The 15362-nt window shown below is 71.5% G+C and carries 13 protein-coding genes, 1 pseudogene and 2 riboswitches; of the genes and pseudogenes, 6 read left to right on the top strand and 8 right to left on the bottom strand.

The features are described from left to right. Positions 1 to 32: 32 nt before the first annotated feature. From AE652_RS14800 to AE652_RS14820, 5 genes are all read right to left on the bottom strand, one after another. Positions 33 to 1079, bottom strand: a complete 1047-nt coding sequence (locus tag AE652_RS14800; RefSeq protein ID WP_049651827.1) for a C40 family peptidase — start codon at positions 1077 to 1079, stop codon at positions 33 to 35. A 227-nt stretch (positions 1080 to 1306) separates the two neighbouring features. Then, positions 1307 to 2422 carry an NlpC/P60 family protein gene (locus AE652_RS14805; RefSeq protein WP_049651828.1) on the bottom strand — a complete coding sequence of 372 codons (1116 nt, stop codon included), beginning with the start codon at positions 2420 to 2422 and terminating at the stop codon, positions 1307 to 1309. A 10-nt stretch (positions 2423 to 2432) separates the two neighbouring features. Then, a riboswitch (cyclic di-AMP (ydaO/yuaA leader) is annotated at positions 2433 to 2586 on the bottom strand. Between the two features lie 338 nt (positions 2587 to 2924). Further along, on the bottom strand, positions 2925 to 3962 hold the full coding sequence (locus tag AE652_RS14810; RefSeq protein WP_049651829.1) for a C40 family peptidase: 1038 nt from the start codon (positions 3960 to 3962) through the stop codon (positions 2925 to 2927). Between the two features lie 200 nt (positions 3963 to 4162). Continuing rightward, positions 4163 to 5593, bottom strand: coding sequence for an NYN domain-containing protein (locus AE652_RS14815; protein WP_234348385.1), 1431 nt, complete (start codon positions 5591 to 5593; stop codon positions 4163 to 4165). Positions 5594 to 5731: 138 nt separating this feature from the next. Further along, positions 5732 to 5995, bottom strand: coding sequence for a hypothetical protein (locus tag AE652_RS14820; protein WP_049651830.1), 264 nt, complete (start codon positions 5993 to 5995; stop codon positions 5732 to 5734). 201 nt (positions 5996 to 6196) lie between these two features. Here AE652_RS14820 and AE652_RS14825 point away from each other — a divergent pair, with 201 nt between their 5' ends. Further along, positions 6197 to 6979: a rhomboid family intramembrane serine protease gene (locus tag AE652_RS14825; protein WP_049651831.1), complete on the top strand. Its 783-nt coding sequence runs from the start codon at positions 6197 to 6199 to the stop codon at positions 6977 to 6979. A gap of 41 nt (positions 6980 to 7020) precedes the next feature. Further along, on the top strand, positions 7021 to 7302 hold the full coding sequence (locus AE652_RS14830) for an Lrp/AsnC family transcriptional regulator (RefSeq protein WP_049651832.1): 282 nt from the start codon (positions 7021 to 7023) through the stop codon (positions 7300 to 7302). A 3-nt stretch (positions 7303 to 7305) separates the two neighbouring features. Here the strand turns inward: AE652_RS14830 and AE652_RS14835 are convergent, their stop codons facing one another. The 3 genes from AE652_RS14835 to AE652_RS14845 form a co-directional block, all read right to left on the bottom strand. Beyond that, positions 7306 to 8688, bottom strand: a complete 1383-nt coding sequence (locus tag AE652_RS14835) for an aminotransferase class V-fold PLP-dependent enzyme (RefSeq protein ID WP_049651833.1) — start codon at positions 8686 to 8688, stop codon at positions 7306 to 7308. 51 nt (positions 8689 to 8739) lie between these two features. Continuing rightward, positions 8740 to 8858: riboswitch (SAM riboswitch) on the bottom strand. 108 nt (positions 8859 to 8966) lie between these two features. Beyond that, the gene (gene trpD, locus AE652_RS14840; protein ID WP_107086441.1) at positions 8967 to 10043 is read right to left on the bottom strand and encodes an anthranilate phosphoribosyltransferase; all 1077 of its coding nucleotides are present in this window, start codon (positions 10041 to 10043) and stop codon (positions 8967 to 8969) included. A gap of 115 nt (positions 10044 to 10158) precedes the next feature. Then, positions 10159 to 10584 (bottom strand): hypothetical protein, encoded by a 426-nt coding sequence (locus AE652_RS14845; protein ID WP_049651834.1) that lies wholly within the window; start codon positions 10582 to 10584, stop codon positions 10159 to 10161. 396 nt (positions 10585 to 10980) lie between these two features. Here AE652_RS14845 and AE652_RS14850 point away from each other — a divergent pair, with 396 nt between their 5' ends. The 4 genes and pseudogenes from AE652_RS14850 to AE652_RS14865 all read left to right on the top strand — a co-directional run bounded on the left by AE652_RS14850 (position 10981) and on the right by AE652_RS14865 (position 15331). Further along, entirely contained in the window at positions 10981 to 11601 is a 621-nt protein-coding gene (locus AE652_RS14850; protein ID WP_049651835.1) for a heme-copper oxidase subunit III, read from the top strand. Positions 11602 to 11788: 187 nt separating this feature from the next. Next, positions 11789 to 12598, top strand: a complete 810-nt coding sequence (locus AE652_RS14855) for a c-type cytochrome (protein WP_049651836.1) — start codon at positions 11789 to 11791, stop codon at positions 12596 to 12598. An 8-nt stretch (positions 12599 to 12606) separates the two neighbouring features. Continuing rightward, positions 12607 to 13659 (top strand): ubiquinol-cytochrome c reductase iron-sulfur subunit, encoded by a 1053-nt coding sequence (locus AE652_RS14860; protein ID WP_049651837.1) that lies wholly within the window; start codon positions 12607 to 12609, stop codon positions 13657 to 13659. Beyond that, positions 13656 to 15331 (top strand): annotated as a pseudogene (locus AE652_RS14865) (cytochrome bc complex cytochrome b subunit). Before AE652_RS14860 ends, AE652_RS14865 begins: the two are co-directional and overlap by 4 nt. Positions 15332 to 15362 lie beyond the last annotated feature (31 nt).

The following is a 15362-nucleotide window of genomic DNA, read 5'->3' on the forward strand; positions in this document are numbered from 1 at the left end:
GTCCCGGTTGGCGTGCCCGGTGGCCTGGGCGCTCAGAGCCGGACCACCCCGGAGACGGGCATGGCGGTGACGCTCTCGTAGCGGACCCTGGCGCCCGGGCGGGGGGCGTGCACGATCACGCCGCCGCCGGCGTACATGCCGACGTGGTGCATGTCCCGGTAGAAGATCACCAGGTCTCCCGGTCGCGCTTCGGACAGGCTGATCCGCTGCCCGGCGTACGCCTGGGCCTGCGAGGTGCGCGGCAGGGTCACTCCGGCCTGCCGCCAGCTGTAGTACATCAGACCGGAGCAGTCGAACGCGTGCGGGCCGGTGGCCCCGTAGACGTACGGGGAGCCGATCATCCGCACCGCGGCGGCCAGCGCGGCCGCCCCGCGCTCGGAGGCGGGCGGGGCGGTGCCGAGGTCCAGCCGGTCGGTGCCCCGGGTGGCGCGCTGCTCGGCGTCCCGGGCGTCCTGGACCGCCAGCCGGGCCCGCTCGACGGCGCCCAGGCCGTTCAGCAGCTTCTGCGCCCCGGCCAGCCGCTGCTGGACCTGCTGCTTGCTGTCGGCGAGCGAACGCCGGGTCCGGTCCAGCTCGGCGAGCTTGTCGGCCGCCTCGGTGCGGCGCTGGTCGAGCCGGCGCTGGCGGGTGATCAGCTCGTGCAGGGTCTCCTGCTGGCGCACGGCGGCCTGGCCCTGGGTGCGGGCGCGGGCCAGGTAGCCCTCCGGGTCGGGCGAGAGGATGAGCTGGGCGGTCTGGGTCATCCCGCCGCCGCGGTACTCGGCCCCGGCCACCATCGCCAGGTCGCCGCGCAGCCCGTTGAGCTGGTCCTGGGCGAGGGCGATCTCGCCCTGGAGGATCGTGGTCTCGCCCTGGAGCCGCCGCTGGGCCTCCTGCGCGGCGTTGAACCTCTCGGACGCCTGCTCGGCCTCGTCGTACAGCTGCTCGACCTGCGTCTTGACGTCCTGACGGTCGCCCGGGTCGGGGCTGGCGGGGGCCGCCTGGGCGCTGCCTCCGGTGGCCGCGCCCAACGCGGTGGCGGCGGCCGCGGTCAGCACCAGCGCCCGGGTGAGCAGTTGGGAACGGCGGTGCACGGGCATGGCGGCAGCGGCTCCAATCCTGCGGCGCGGCCCCCGCCGCCGCACCGGGACGGGCGGCCGTCGAGCGGGAGTCCGGTGGCAGACGTTAGCGAGTCCGGGCAAGCGAGTCCAAACCCCTCCCAACCCGAATATTCACTCCCCAATCGGACATCAGATCGAGCCGCCGGAAAAGCCGCAGGCCCGGCCTCCCCTGGGGGAGACCGGGCCTGGAGACGTCCGAGCGGGGATCAGACCCGCACGATGCCGGTCAGCGGCATGTTGGTGACCGCCTCGTAGCGCACCGACGCGCCCGGCTTGGGGGCGTGCAGCACCTGGCCGTTGCCGGCGTAGATGCCGACGTGGTGGGCGTCGGTGTAGAAGATCAGCAGGTCGCCGGGCTGGGCCTTGGAGAGGTCCGTCCCGAGCCGGGTGCCGGCCGAGGCCTGCGCCTGCGAGGTGCGCGGCAGCGACACGCCGGCCTGGTTGTACGCCCAGACCATCAGACCGGAGCAGTCGAAGGAGCCCGGGCCGGTGGCGCCCCAGACGTACGGGCTGCCGATCTTGGAGGCGGCGGCGGACAGCGCGGCGGCACCGCGCGAGCTGCCGGGGGCCACGTTCACCGGAGCGGTGGTCGTGGGGGCCGAGAGGCTGCCGCGGCTGTTGTCGCGGGAGGCGCGGTCGGCCTGCTGCTGCTGGGCCTGGGCGGCGTCGGCCTTGGCCTTGGCCTCGGCGGCGGCCTTCTCCTCGGCCTGGCGCAGCGCCTGGCGGTCCTGCTCGGTCAGCGTGTTGAGCAGGTCCTGGGCCGCCTTCAGCTTGCCCTGGACCTCGTCCTTGGAGGCCTTCAGCTGCTGGGTGGTCGACTCCAGCTCGGCGAGCTTGCCCTGGGCCTCGTTGCGGTCCTGGTCGAGCTTGCGCTGCTGCTCCTGGAGCTCCTTCAGCTGACCCTTCTGGGTGCTGCCGGCCTGGTTCAGCGCGTCGGCCTGGCTGAGGAAGCTGTCCGGGCTGGAGGAGAACATCAGCTGGACGGTGGGGGATATCCCCCCGTTGCGGTACTGCTCGCCGGCGATCTCGGCGAGGCCGCCCTGGAGCTCGGTGACCTGGGCCTGCTGACGGGCCACCTGGTCCTGCAGGCCGGAGACCTGCTTCTCCAGGTCCTGCTGCTTGGCCTGGGCGGCGTTGTAGTTCTCGGTCGCGACCTCGGCCTGCTCGTTGAGCTGGTCGACCTGCCCCTTGACCTGTTCCTTGGTCGGCTGCGGGTCCGCGTGGGCACCCTGCGCGGAGAGGACGACGGCTGCGGCGGCGACGCCGGTCAGGATCGAGACCCGGGCGCGGCCGGCGGGCTTGGGACGACGATGGGACGCCACGAAGGCGGACTCCTTCTTCCTACGGCCGCCTACCGGGTGAGCTGACGGGTTCGGGCCGGAAGCATGCCCTACGACGCCTCACGGCCGTTCCACCGGCCGACCTGGCGCCGATTCACCCCGGAGGAACGTGGTTCCCCGGCTCCGCTCCGCAGCGCCCCCTACCACTGGGCTCCCCTGTCGGACAGTCGCTTCGACCTGTCCCGCTGCCTTGCGAACTCGACGGTAACCACCGCCGCCACCCTGGCTGGGCGATCGACAGTGCGGTGGTTCGGAGCATGACCCTAGTAACTGAACCGTGATCGGTTCAAATCCTTGTCAGAAAAAAGACAGAAGATTACCCAAGTTCCTTTGTGAAAATGACCGATGGTGACCATTGACGCACACAAGGCTGATCGGTTCTCACCATGTGGTCGTCGAAGGGCCGGAAACCCGAAACGCCACCCCGAACGGGGGTGGCGCTTTTCACAGGCCCCCGCGGGAGCCCCCCGGGCGTGTCGGTCCGTCAGACCCGGCGGATGGTGTTGATCGACATCGCGTCGGCCTTCATCACCTTCACCACGTCGCCGGTGTGCGGCGCGTGGACCACCATGCCGTTGCCGATGTACATCCCGACGTGGTGCATGTCGGGGCCGTAGATCACCAGGTCGCCCGGCTGGGCCTGGTCCAGCGAGGGGATCCGGGTGCCGTAGTGGCCCTGCTCCTGCGAGGTGCGCGGCAGCGAGACGCCCGCCTGCCCGTACGCCCAGACCATCAGGCCCGAGCAGTCGAAGGTGGTCGACCCGGTGGCGCCCCACACGTACGGCGAGCCCTGCTTGCTCATCGCCTTGGCCAGCGCCGTGGCCGCGTAGCCGCTGGCCGGCGGCAGGCTGCCGAGGTCGACCCGGTCGCTGCCGCGCGAGGCGCGGTCGTCCTGCGCCTGCTGGGCCCGCAGCGCGGCGCGGTCGGCGGAGCTCAGCGAGTTCAGCAGGTCCTGGGCGGCCTTCAGCTTGGTGTTGACGTCCGACTTGGCCTGGTTCAGGTCCTTGGTGGTGGTGTCCAGCGAGGCGAGCACGGCGGCCGCCTCGGTCTTCTCCTGGTCCAGCCGGCGCTGCTGGTCCAGCAGCCCCTTGAGCGCCTCGGCCTGACTGGTGCTGGCCTGCTGGACGGTGGAGGCCTTGTCCAGGTAGCCGGACGGGTCCGAGGAGAGCATCAGCTGGACGGACGGGTCGATGCCGCCGCTGCGGTACTGCTCGCCCGCCACCTCGGCGAGGCCGCCCTGGAGCTGGGTCATCTGCTCCTGGCCGCGGGCCACCTGGTCCTGCAGCTGGTCGGCCTGCTTGCGCAGCTGGTCGGCCCGCTCCTTGGCGCCGTTGTACTTCTCGGCCGCCTGCTCCTGCTCCTCCTGGAGCTGGTCGATCTGCGCCTTGACGTCCGTCTTGTTCGGCTGCGGCGCGGCGTGCGCGGCCACCTGGGCGGAGAGGGCGACCGCGGTCGCAGCGGCCGCGGTGAGCACGGAGATCCGTGCGCGGCTCGGCTGCTTGGGACGGCGGTGGGAGGCCAAGGGACCGGCTCCTTCTTCCAACGGGCTCACCTGATGGGATGAGATTCCGGAAAATAGGTTTGACGCCAGACCCTAGTGAAGATCTATCCGTTTTGCCACTCCCCCGAAGGCGTGAACTCCGGTCCCCACACTGACTTCACCGGACTCGCACAATGCTCCGAAACAGGCCCTGACCAGGCATCATGCGAACCTCCCCGGGTTCAGGGCCGGGCCAGCCGGTTCAGCAGCAGCACCGACGCCACGGGGCGCGCGCCCGCCTTCCGCACGCCCTCCGCGACCTCCCGGTCGGTGGACACCACCACCACCGGACGGCCCTGCGGCTCGGCCCGCACCAGACGGCGGATCAGCTCGTCGGCCGTCTCCCCGGTCCGGCTGAACCGCACCCGGACCCCGCGCGGTGGCGCCATGATCACCGGGACGTCCAGGTCCTGCCCGTCGAACACGCAGGTGACCTCCGCCTGGGTCCGCTGGGCCAGCATCGCCAGCCCGCCCAGCAGCCGGATCCGCTGCTGCTCCAGCGGCAGCGTCGGATAGCCGGTCTTGGTCACGTTGTAGCCGTCCACCACCAGGTGCACCTGGGGGATCGCCAGCAGCTGGTCCAGCAGCGCCGGATCGTCCTCGGCCAGCCCGCGCCGGGCCACGTCGTGCGGCGAGGCCGCCCCCGGCACCACCGCCTCCACCAGGTCCGCCGGGCGGATCTGGGCGACCGGCAGCGCCAGCTCCCGCTGGAGCCCCTGGGCCGACTGCAGCACGGTGTCCAGCAGCAGCCGCAGCCGCATGTCCTCGACGCTGCGCCCCTCGCGGGCCGAACGGCGGCCCTGCTCGGCCGCGTTCTCCAGCTCCAGGACCCGGTGCCGGAGCCGGCGCGCCTCGCTCTCGGCCGCGCCGCGCTCGGCCGCGGCCTGCGCCTTCAGCGCGTCCAGCTCGCCGGCCACCCGGCGGGTCTCGGCCTGCGCCCGGCGGGTGTCGCTCTCCAGCGACCGCACCCTCTTGCGCAGCGACTCGGCCTCCCTGCGGACGCCGTCGGACTCGGCCCGCTGCCGGTCCGCGTCCGCCCGCGCGGAGGCCCGCACCTCGGCCAGCTCGGCCTGCAGCTTCTCCACCAGCCGGACCGCCTCCGCGGCCGCGTCCTCGGCACCGGCCCGCTCGGCCTCCTCGCCGGCCTCGGCCACCAGTCGGCTCCAGCCCGTCGAACGCACCAGGTAGGCGGCGGCCGCGACGTCCATCGGATCGGCCGCGCTCGGGACGGTGCCCGACTCCAGCGCCTTCACCAGGTCCGGCTGCCCGAGACGCAGCCGCTCCGCTATCCGCACCCGGAAGGCCGGCTCCGCCTCCAGCGCCGCCGCCAGCGCGGTGGCCGCGTACTTGGCCCGCCGCGCCGGGGTGAACTTGACGTACTGACGCAGGCTCTGCGGGAGCTCGGCCGACGGCACCCCGCCGAGCGCGTCCGAGGCCAGGCCGACCACCCGACGGCGCACGCCCTCGGGCAGCGGCCGGTCGAGCTTCTCGACGGCGCGCTCCGCCGCGGACCCGGAGGCGCCGTCCGCCGTCCCGGCAGCCTCGGCCGGGGCCTCGGCCGCAGCGGGCTGAAGCCCCTGGGCTGCGCCGGGCTCCTTCGCTGCGTCCACCACGTCCTCGGCTCCGATCCTGGTCCAGCGGGGCACGGCCGCGGCCGCCCCCCGTCGGCACGCTCCGTGCGTCCTGTTCTGTATTGTCCCGTGCGGCGCGGGCGGGTGCGCCGCGCACCCACCCCGCCGCCGCGGCGGGGATCAGCCCTGGTCGGCGGGGGCCTGCGTCTCCTCGGCGCCCGGACGAGCCACCAGCTCGACCTGGTCCACCGCGTTGCACCAGCGGCAGCGCACCGACTCGACGGTCTCGCTCAGCACCTCGGTCTCCTCGACCTTGGACTCGCCGGCCAGGTCGAAGTGCAGGAACTCGGTCACCCGCGCGGTGCGGGTCACGTCGAAGCGGGTGAGGTTGCCGCACAGGGTGCAGCGCCAGCGCGTCTCGGCGGTCAGAGCGGGGACGGTCATCGGGGGTCCTCTCGGGTGGTCCCTGGGTGGGGCAGGCGCTCCCCCCGGAGCCCCGGCGTCGGCGGCGGGAGGCGGGAATGCCCGCCCCAAGCCTATTGCCTGGGGCAACCGTCGCGACCACCGGTTGCCTGAACACCCGGGCTAGTCCACCTGCCGTAAACCGCCGTGTCACCTGCGGCGCCCGGAGGGATGCTTGGCCGCATGGCGCTCGCGGTCCCCGACCACACCGCCGCCCGGGGCGGCCGCCCGGCGGCGACCGCCCCCGTGGTCAGCTACGCCCTGATCGCCCTCAACACCCTGGTCTTCCTGCTCGGCCCGGCCGCGGGGCTCAACCCGCTGTACGGCACGGGCCAGGCCCGGGTCTGCGCGGAGCAGCGGTACGAGCAGCGCTGGGGCGCCGTCCCGGCCGAGGTGCTGGCCGGACGGCCGCTGACCGCCGAACAGCTCGCCGAGGCCCCCGACCCGGTCCCCGGCTGCCCGGCCGCCCCGACCCCGGGCAAGCGCCCGGCGCTGTCCGTCCTCACCGGGCTCTTCCTGCACGCCGGCTGGCTGCACCTGCTCGGGAACCTGCTCTTCCTCCAGGTCTTCGGCCCCACCGTCGAACGGCGGCTGGGCCGGGCCCGGTACGCCGTCTTCTACCTGGCCGCCGGCAGCCTGACCACGTACGGCTTCGCGCTCGCCGAGGCGCACTCGCCGAACTCCACCCGGGTGCTCATCGGGGCCTCCGGGGCGATCGCCGCCGCCCTCGGGGCCTACCTGCGCCTCCACCCCCGGGCCCGGGTGACCACCCTCGTCCCGCTGCTGTTCTTCCTGCCGCTGCGCTTCCCGGCCTGGCTGGTGCTCGGCCTCTGGTTCGTCCTGCAGTGGTGGTCGGTGCACGCGGCCGGCCCCGGGGTGGCGTACCTGGTCCACGTGATCGGCTTCTCGGCCGGGTTCCTCTACGCCTGCACCGTGGTCCGCCACCCCCCGCGACGACCGGGCTGACGCCCGATACGCTGGCGGCACCCCACAAAGGAGCCCGAACTGTGATCACCGCCATCGTCCTGATCAAGACCAGTGTCGACCGCATCCCGGAGATCGCCGAATCCATCGCCGCCATCGACGGTGTGAGCGAGGTCTACTCGGTGACGGGGGGCTACAACCTGGTGGCGATGGTGCGGGTGCGCCGGCACGACGACCTGGCCGAGGTCATCCCGGGCCGGCTCAACAAGGTCCCGGGCGTGGCCCACACCGAGACCCAGATCGCCTTCCGCACCTACTCCCAGCACGACCTGGAGGCCGCTTTCGCCCTCGGCCTGGACGAGTAGCGGTCAGCCCTCGGCGCGCCGGCCCCGCTCGACCTGCACGGTGGCGACGCAGCGCCCGCCCTCGTTGCGGTAGTTCCACGCCGCGCCCTCCGTGACCAGCTCCCGGACGGCGGTCAGGAAGCGGTCGACGTGCTCGTCCGGCGTCCCGGCGCCGAAGCTCACCCGGATCGCGTTCAGGCTGCGCTCGCCCGGCAGCGACGGCTCGGGCGCACCACACTCGGACGGTGCCTCGTCCTCGTCGCCCAGCAGCGTGCGCACCAGCGGGTGGGCGCAGAACAGGCCGTCGCGCACCCCGATGCCGTACTCGGCGGACAGCGCGGCGGAGAAGTGCGAGCTGTTCCAGTCCCGGACGACGAAGGACAGCACGCCCACCCGGGCGGAGCCCTCGCCGAACAGGTTCAGCACCTTGACCTGCGGGATCTCGGCCAGCCCGGCCGTCAGCCGGGCGATCAGCTGCTGCTCGCGGGCCTCCAGCCCGTCGAAGCCGGCCTCGGTCAGCGCCCGGCAGGCCGAGGCGATCGCGTAGGCGCCGATGACGTTCGGCGAGCCGGCCTCGTGCCGGGCCGGGCCGGTGTGCCACTGCACGGCCACCGAGCCGTCGGCCTCCCGGGCCACCGTCCGGGTCGCCCCGCCGCCGGCCAGGTACGGCTCGGCCGCGTCCAGCCAGTCCGCCCGGCCGGCCAGCACCCCGGCGCCGAACGGCGCGTAGATCTTGTGGCCGGAGAAGGCGATCCAGTCGACGTCCAGCTCGCGCACCGAGACCCGGTGGTGCGGCGCCAGCTGGGCGGCGTCCAGCACCACCCGGGCGCCGTGCCGGTGCGCGGTCGCGGTCAGCTCGGCGACCGGCCACAGCTCGCCGGTCACGTTGGAGGCGCCGGTGACGCAGAGCAGCTTGGGGCCCTCGGGCGCCTCGGCGAGCGCGGCGTCCAGCGCGGCCACCGCCTCGGCCCGCGAGCGCGGCGCCCGCAGGTAGGTGACGTCCAGTCCGGCGTGCGCCCAGGGCAGCAGCGAGGCGTGGTGCTCGGTCTCGAAGGCGAACACCCGGGTGCCGGCCGGGACGGCGGAGGCCAGCAGGTTGAGAGAGTCGGTGGTGGCCCGGGTGAAGACCACCTGGTCGCCCTCGCGCAGGTCGAGGAACTCGCCGACGGTGCGGCGGCTCTGCTCGAACAGGTCGGTGGACAGCTGGGAGAGGTACCCGGCCCCGCGGTGGACGCTGCCGTAGTACGGCGCGTAGGCGGCGACGTCGTCCCACACCCGCTGGAGCGCCGGCGAGCTCGCCGCGTAGTCGAGCGCCGCGTAGCCGACCTTCTCACCGCTGGCGAGCGGGACCTGGACGTCGGCGCCGAGGACGGCGAGCGGGGTGCGGATTTCGGTGGCCAGAGACATGGGGATGCACTCCTTCTGGGGCAAGGGACCCCGGGAGTGCTAGTCGTCGGGCGTCCGCGCTTGTCGCACGGACGGCTTGCCGTGACGACCCGGTCCTCACCCAGGGCACCCCGCCACGGACGGAGGGTTGCCGGACAGCCAGCTGGGGCTTCGCGCTGTCACTCATGACCTGGCGAAGACTCTAGGCCGGGTCCACCGGGTGGTCAAACGGGCATCCAGCATCCGGACAGCACGGGAGCCCGCGCCGGCGTACCGGCACGGGCTCCCCAACTGCCGCCTCAGGCCCGGCTGGTGGCCTCCGACCAGCGCCGCAGCAGGTCCTGCGCGGCCCCGGAGTCGATCGCCTTCGCGGCCCGCTCCATGCCGGCCGCCAGCTGCTCGGTGAGCGGTGCGTCGCCCAGCTCCAGCGCGACCAGCGCCGCCGCCGTGTTCAGCAGGACGGCGTCCCGCACCGGCCCGTGCTCGCCGGCCAGCAGCCGCCGCGCGACCTCGGCGTTGTACGAGGCGTCCGCCCCGCGCAGCGCCTCGATGCCGACCAGCTCGATGCCCACGTCCCGCGGGTCGAAGGTGGACTCGGTGACGACCCCGTCGCGCACCAGCCAGACCTGTGAGGTCGTGGTGATGGTCAGCTCGTCCAGCCCGTCGTCGCCGCGGAAGACCAGCGCCGTGGCGCCCCGCCGGGCCAGCACCCCGGCGATCAGCCCGGACAGCCGGGTGTCGAAGCAGCCGATGGCGTGCGCGGTGACCTTGGCCGGGTTGGTCAGCGGGCCGAGGATGTTGAAGGCGGTCGGCACCCCGAGGTCGCGCCGCGCGGTGGCGGCGTGCCGCATCGAGGGGTGGAACTTCGCCGCGAAGCAGAAGGTCAGCCCGACCTCCTCGGCCACCTCGGCGACCCGCCGGGGGGAGAGGTCCAGCGCCACCCCGAGCTTCTCCAGCACGTCCGAGGAGCCGCTGGTCGAGGAGGCCGACCGGTTGCCGTGCTTGACCACCTTGGCGCCGGCGGCCGCCGCGACGATCGCCGACATGGTGGAGATGTTGACGGTCTTCGCCCGGTCCCCGCCGGTGCCGACGATGTCCACCGCCGGGCCGGGGATCTCCAGCGGCTCGGCGTGCGCGTACATCGCGTCGACCAGGCCGGCGATCTCCTCGACCGACTCGCCCTTGGCCCGCAGCGCGATCATGAACCCGGCCACCTGGACGGGGGACGCCTCGCCGCTCATGATCCGGTCCATCGCCCACGCGGTGGACGAGCGGTCGAGGTCCTCCCCCTGCAACAGTGCCGCCAGGAGGTCCGGCCAGGTGCGGACCACCTGCGCGGGGTCGCTACCGCCGTTCGCAGGGTTCACGTTCACCATGGCTGACTCCAGCTGTTGTCGGTTCCCCGCTCCGGGGACGTCCGTACGGATGGAGCCAGCCTATCGAGCGGAGCGCCCGCTTCTACCCCTGTCTTTCCTACTCCTGGCGCGGATTTCAGCGGACTGCCGGAGTCCGCTTCGCCAGCCGGTCCCGCAGCAGGGTGGCGACCGCCCCGGCCAGCGCCACCGGCTCCACCGGACGGGAGATCGCGGCGTCGGCCCGGCTCCAGGCGGCCAGCCAGGAGTCCTGCGGCCGGCCGATCAGCACCAGGACCGGCGGGCAGCCGTAGATCTCGTCCTTGAGCTGGCGCCCGAGGCCCAGCCCGCCGGCCGGGACGGCCTCGCCGTCCAGCACGCAGAGGTCCACTCCCCCCTTCTCCAGTGCCTTGAGCACCGCGGGGGTGGTCGCGCACTCCAGGTAGGACAGTTCCGGAAGGTCCTCGGCAGGGCGGCGGCCGAGCGCCGTCAGCACCTGCTCGCGGGTGTTGCGGTCGTCGCTGTAGACGAGGACGGTGAGCGTCTCATCGGTCGTGTACGCCATGGGCCCTGCTCCCTCAAGTGTGATCCGGACCACGTTCGCCTGATCCGGATGCTACTCCCGATCACCCTCCGCCGAGTCCCCCTCGCGCACGTTCCTCCTCAAGCCGCCGCGCCCCGGACTCACCCGCCTGGAGGACGGCCCGTCACCCGACCCCGCCCGGTCCACCCGTACGGCTCACCCGGACGCCCTCCCCCTTACCTCCCCCGGCTACTCCGACCGTGCACCGGCGCGCCGGGCAACGGGGTCCAGGCTCCTCCGAGGAACCATCAGAAAAGGGACACGCCGCTGCTCACCCCCCGTACGGACACCCCGTCGCCCCCCAAGCGGGCATACCGCACGCACCGGACACTCCGAGGGACACCCCCCGACGTGAAGACGGAATAAGGGACCGACATAATGTCCGTCGTGGCGACAGCAACAGCAGTAGAAACCGGGCACGCGCACGGATCGGTCAACCGGCCGAACATGGTCAGCGTCGGAACGATCGTCTGGCTCAGTTCCGAGTTGATGTTCTTCGCGGCCCTCTTCGCGATGTACTTCACGCTCCGCTCCGTCAAGGGGCCGGAGTTCTGGACCGAGAAGGCCCACGCCCTCAACGTGCCCTTCTCCTCGGTCAACACCACGATCCTGGTGCTCTCCTCGCTGACCTGTCAGCTCGGCGTGTTCGCCGCCGAGCGCGGAGACGTGAAGAAGCTCCGGGCGTGGTTCATCCTCACGTTCGCCATGGGCGCGGTCTTCATCGGCGGCCAGGTCTTCGAGTACACCGAGCTGGTCAAGAAGGACGGCCTGTCGCTGTCCTCCGACCCGTACGGCACGGTGTTCTACCTGACCACCGGCTTCCACGGGCTGCACGTGACGGGTGGTCTGATCGCCTTCCTGCTGGTCCTGGGACGGACGTACGCAGCCAAGCGCTTCACGCACGAGCAGGCCACCGCCGCGATCGTCGTGTCGTACTACTGGCACTTCGTCGACGTCGTGTGGATCGGCCTGTTCGCGACCATCTACCTGATCAAGTAACCAGCTGATCAGGTCGCTGGCCACCGGCTGCGGCCCCCGCCCTCACCGGCGACGGGCCGCTTCTGCCGGTGCCGACGCTCCCACCGACCGACCGCGCGCGCAGCCCTAGACAGGCAGCCTCGTGCCGGCCAGACCGGCCGCCGGGTGCACCCACCAGTCGACCAGATCCTGACACCGGGGTTATTCCGTGAAAAAGCTCTCCGCACGACGGCGCCACCCATTGGCGGCGCTGGTCGTCCTACTTCTCGCCCTGGCGGCAACCGGGGGGCTGTACGCCGCGTTCGCGCCCGCCGACAAGGCGCAGGCCGACGTCGCCGCGCAGTCGCTCGCGATCGATGAGGGCAAGAAGCTCTTCGCCGTGGGCTGCTCCTCCTGCCACGGCCTGAACGGCCAGGGCAGCAGTGACGGTCCGAGCCTGGTCGGCGTCGGCTCCGCCGCTGTCGACTTCCAGGTCGGCACCGGCCGCATGCCGGCCCAGCAGCCCGGCGCCCAGGTCCCGCGCAAGAAGAACATCTACTCGCAGGCGGAGATCGACCAGCTCGCCGCCTTCGTCGCCTCCCTCGGTCCCGGCCCGGTGACCCCGACGGAGGAGCAGTTCACCTCGACCAACCCCGAGGACGTCTCCAAGGGTGGCGAGCTGTTCCGCACCAACTGCGCCCAGTGCCACAACTTCGCCGGCCAGGGTGGTGCCCTGACCAAGGGCAAGTACGCCCCCTCGCTGGAGGGCGTGGACGCCAAGCACATCTACGAGGCCATGCAGACCGGCCCGCAGAACATGCCGTCGTTCCCGGACACCACCATGCCCGAGGAGCAGAAGAAGCAGATCGTGGCCTTCGTCCGCCACACCACCAACGATGAGCCCAACCCCGGCGGTCTCACCCTGGGCAGCCTCGGTCCGGTGACCGAGGGTCTGTTCGGCTGGATCTTCGGCCTCGGCACGCTCATCGCGGTCGCGATCTGGGTCGCCGCCCACACCACCAAGGCCAAGAAGTCATGAGCCACGACATGTCAGAAGAGAAGCTCCCGGAGCCGCACGGCTCCGCCGGCGAGGTGGCCGACCACGGCAGCCCGTTCGCCGACCCGGGCCTGCCGGCCCACGAGCCCCGTCGCACCGACATCGACGAGAAGGCCGCGTCGCGTGCCGAGCGCCAGGTCTCGCTGATGTTCGTGGTCTCGATGCTCGCCACCGTCGGGTTCATCGCCTCGTACGTGGCCATCGACCCGGACAAGATCGTCTACATCTTCCCGCTCGGTCACGTCAGCGCGCTGAACTTCGCGCTCGGCCTGACCCTGGGCGTCGCGCTGTTCATGATCGGCGCGGGTGCGGTCCACTGGGCCCGCACGCTGATGTCGGACGTCGAGCTGCCCGCCGAGCGTCACCCGATCGAGGCCTCCGACGAGGTCCGCAACGACGTCATCGAGCAGTTCAAGACCGGTGCCGCCGAGTCCGGCTTCGGCCGCCGCAAGATGATCCGCAACACCCTGATCGGCTCCATGGCGCTGGTCCCGCTCTCCGGCGTGGTCCTGCTCCGTGACCTTGGCCCGCTTCCCGAGAAGAAGCTCAAGGAGACCGGTTGGAAGGAGGCGACCGAGACCAAGCCGCTGCAGCTCATCAACATGAACACCATGCAGCCGATGAAGCCCGAGGACATCATCGTCGGCTCGCTCACGTTCGCCATGCCGGAGGGCCTGTCCACGCACAGCGAGGACTTCCAGCAGCGGATCGCCAAGGACGCCCTGATGCTGGTCCGCATCGCGCCCGAGGACATCAAGGACGACAAGTCCAAGGAGCTGGGTTTCGAGGGCATCCTCGCCTACTCCAAGATCTGCACCCACGTCGGCTGCCCGATCAGCCTGTACGAGCAGCAGACCCACCACGCGCTCTGCCCCTGCCACCAGTCGACCTTCGACCTGGCGGACGGCGCCCGCGTGATCTTCGGCCCGGCCGGCCACCCGCTGCCGCAGCTGAAGATCATCACTGACGAGAAGGGCAACCTGGTCGCCACCGGCGACTTCGCGGAGCCCGTCGGCCCGAGCTACTGGGAGCGTGCTCGATGAGTAGCGCGAGCAGCACCACGACCGGTGCCGCCAAGCCCTCCAGCACGCGTGAAAAGCCCGCCAACAAGTGGGAAGCCGCGGCTGACTGGACTGACGGCCGGCTGGGGATCTACTCCCTCGCCAAGGCCAACCTGAGGAAGATCTTCCCGGACCACTGGTCCTTCATGCTAGGTCCTTCATGCTGGGCGAGATCTGCCTCTACACGTTCGTCATCATCATCCTGACCGGTGTCTACCTGACGCTGTTCTTCAAGCCCTCGATGGCCGAGGTCGTCTACGACGGCTCGTACGTGCCGCTCAAGGGCATCCCGATGTCGGAGGCCTACGCCTCCACGGTGGACATCAGCTTCGAGGTCCGCGGCGGTCTGCTGATCCGGCAGATCCACCACTGGGCCGCCCTGGTCTTCGTGGCCGCGATGCTCGTCCACATGATGCGCGTGTTCTTCACCGGCGCGTTCCGCAAGCCGCGTGAGATCAACTGGGTCTTCGGCTTCCTGCTGCTGATCCTGGGCATGTTCGACGGCTTCTTCGGCTACTCCCTGCCGGACGACCTGCTGTCGGGCACCGGTATCCGCTTCATGGAAGGCGCGATCCTCGCCGTCCCGCTGATCGGCACCTACGTCCAGATGTTCCTGTTCGGGGGCGAGTTCCCCGGCCACGACATCGTGCCGCGGTTCTTCACCATCCACGTGCTGCTGATCCCGGGCATCATGCTCGGCCTGCTGGTGGCCCACCTGATCCTGGTCTTCTACCACAAGCACACCCAGTGGGCGGGCCCGGGCAAGACCGAGAAGAACGTCGTCGGCATGCCGCTGATGCCGGTCTACATGGCCAAGGCCGGTGGCTTCTTCTTCCTGGTGTTCGGCCTCATCGCCGTCATCTCGGCGATCGCCACGATCAACCCGATCTGGGCGTACGGCCCGTACCGTCCCGACCAGGTGTCCACGGACGCCCAGCCCGACTGGTACATGGGCTTCTCCGAGGGCCTGATCCGGATCATGCCCGGCTGGGAGATCAGCGTCTGGGGCGGCCACACCCTCAACCTGGGTGTCATGGTCCCGCTGGCGATCTTCCCGCTGGTCCTGGTCTCGATCGCGGCCTACCCGTTCATCGAGGGCTGGATCACCGGCGACAAGCGCGAGCACCACATCCTGGACCGCCCGCGCAACGCCCCGGTCCGCACCGCCCTGGGCGCCGCCTGGATCAGCCTCTACCTGATCCTGCTGATGGCCGGTGGCAACGACCTGTTCGCCACCCACCTGCACCTGTCGATCAACTCGGTCACCTACTTCGTCCGCGTCGGCTTCTTCGTCGTCCCGGTCGTCGTCTTCATCATCACCAAGCGCTGGTGCCTCGGCCTCCAGCGCCGTGACAGGGAGAAGGTGCTGCACGGCCGCGAGACGGGCGTCATCAAGCGCCTGCCGCACGGCGAGTTCGTCGAGGTGCACACCCAGCTGCCGCAGAAGGACCTGTACAAGCTCACCGCGCACGACCAGAACCAGCCGGTCGAGCTGCCGGCCCAGACGGACGAGAACGGCGTGGCCCGCAAGGCCGGCGTCGTCACCCGCACCCGGGCCAAGCTCTCCCGCGGCTTCTACGGCGAGGGCAGCCAGATCCCCAAGCCGACCGCCGAGGAGCACCACGAGATCACCAGCGGCCACGGCCACCACTGATCCCGTAGGCACCACCGCGTCACCCCGAGGG

It is taken from the genome of Kitasatospora sp. MY 5-36 (genome assembly GCF_001182915.1).
Classification (GTDB): domain Bacteria; phylum Actinomycetota; class Actinomycetes; order Streptomycetales; family Streptomycetaceae; genus Kitasatospora.

Coding starts and splice junctions, on each gene's coding strand:
- trpD (WP_107086441.1), bottom strand. CDS start 10,043: ATGGTGAACGTGAACCCTGCGAACGGCGGTAGCGACCCCGCGCAGGTG.
- AE652_RS14835 (WP_049651833.1), bottom strand. CDS start 8,688: ATGTCTCTGGCCACCGAAATCCGCACCCCGCTCGCCGTCCTCGGCGCC.
- AE652_RS14850 (WP_049651835.1), top strand. CDS start 10,981: ATGTCCGTCGTGGCGACAGCAACAGCAGTAGAAACCGGGCACGCGCAC.
- AE652_RS14860 (WP_049651837.1), top strand. CDS start 12,607: ATGTCAGAAGAGAAGCTCCCGGAGCCGCACGGCTCCGCCGGCGAGGTG.
- AE652_RS14845 (WP_049651834.1), bottom strand. CDS start 10,584: ATGGCGTACACGACCGATGAGACGCTCACCGTCCTCGTCTACAGCGAC.
- AE652_RS14800 (WP_049651827.1), bottom strand. CDS start 1,079: ATGCCCGTGCACCGCCGTTCCCAACTGCTCACCCGGGCGCTGGTGCTG.
- AE652_RS14825 (WP_049651831.1), top strand. CDS start 6,197: ATGGCGCTCGCGGTCCCCGACCACACCGCCGCCCGGGGCGGCCGCCCG.
- AE652_RS14820 (WP_049651830.1), bottom strand. CDS start 5,995: ATGACCGTCCCCGCTCTGACCGCCGAGACGCGCTGGCGCTGCACCCTG.